Origin of the sequence: Ruminococcus sp. CAG:379, assembly GCF_000434255.1 — a bacterium.
Lineage (GTDB): Bacteria > Bacillota > Clostridia > Oscillospirales > Ruminococcaceae > Ruminococcus_F > Ruminococcus_F champanellensis.
Genome location: NZ_FR894874.1, coordinates 7,678 through 9,036 on the forward strand (window position 1 = coordinate 7,678; position 1,359 = coordinate 9,036).

1 protein-coding gene is annotated in these 1,359 nt (G+C 62.0%); it reads left to right on the forward strand.

Annotation, left to right across the window (positions count from 1 at the left end; genetic code table 11):
* Positions 1-1,196 (forward strand): ATP-dependent DNA helicase RecG (locus tag QVO51_RS04620; protein ID WP_288167862.1); only part of this gene is annotated, 1,196 nt, incomplete at its 5' end.
* Between the last annotated feature and the right edge of the window lie 163 nt (positions 1,197-1,359).

Consider the following 1,359-nt stretch of genomic DNA (forward strand, 5'->3'; position numbering starts at 1 on the left):
ACGTGGGCAGCGGCAAGACGGCGGTGGCGGCGGCGGCATGCTACTTCACATGCAAAAACGGCTTCCAGAGCGCTCTGATGGCGCCCACGGAGATCCTTGCCACCCAGCATTACCATACCCTGGATGGCTTCTTGTCCCCCCTGGGCATCCGGGTGGGGCTGCTGACCGGATCCCTGCCTGCCAAGGAAAAGCGCCGGATCCGCACCGCCCTGCAGGCTGGAGAGCTGGACGTGCTGGTGGGTACCCATGCTCTGATCCAGAAGGACACGGTGTTTCCGGCGTTGGGACTGGTCATCACCGACGAGCAGCACCGGTTCGGGGTGGGACAGCGTGCTGCCCTGGCGCAAAAGGGGGGCACCCCCCACAAGCTGGTCATGTCCGCCACCCCCATCCCCAGGACTCTGGCACTGATCGTGTACGGGGATCTGGACATTTCCGTGCTGGACGAGCTGCCGGTGGGACGGCTGCCCATCCGCACCTATGCGGTGACGGGAAAGCTGCGGCAGCGTGCCTATGGCTTTGTCCGGAGCCGGATGGATGCCGGAGAGCAGGCGTATATTGTATGCCCCATGATCGAGGAGGGGGAAAGCGACCTGCTGGCAGTGACCAGCTATGCGGAGCAGCTCCGTGCCGGGGAATTTGCTGCATACCGGGTGGGATTGCTCCACGGGAAAATGAAGCCGGCGGAGAAGGAGCAGGTGATGGCATCCTTCAAGGCGGGAGAACTGGATCTGCTGGTCTGCACCACCGTGGTGGAGGTGGGGGTGGATGTACCCAACGCCACGGTGATGCTGATCGAGAACTCGGAGCGGTTCGGTCTGTCCCAGCTGCATCAGCTCCGGGGGCGGGTGGGCAGAGGCAGCAAGCAGAGCCACTGCATCCTCATTACCGACAGCACCTCGGAGGAAAGCCGGGAGCGGCTCCGGGTGCTGAGCAGCACCACCGACGGGTTCCGGATCGCCGAGGAGGATCTGAAGCTGCGGGGGCCGGGGGATTTCTTCGGCAGTGCCCAGCACGGTCTGCCTCCGGTGCATCTGGCGGAGCTGGCAGAGGATATGGAGCTGGTGCGGCAGACCCAGCAGGCGGCACGGGATATCCTGGAGGCGGATCCCCAGCTGCGGGATCCGGTGAACCATGCACTGCGGGCGGACGTGGTGCGGCTGTATGCGAGAAACGGGGAAAACGGTCTGAATTAGACGAATCCGTCAGAAGGAAGGCCGTTTTCTGCATGGTGCTTGTGCAAAGCATACAAAGTACAGATTTTTCGCAAAAAGGGGTTGACTTTTTTGCGGATCCGTAGTAAAATAATAAAGTCGTCAGAGACGATACAAAAAAGTGGGAGCTTAGCTCAGCTGGGAG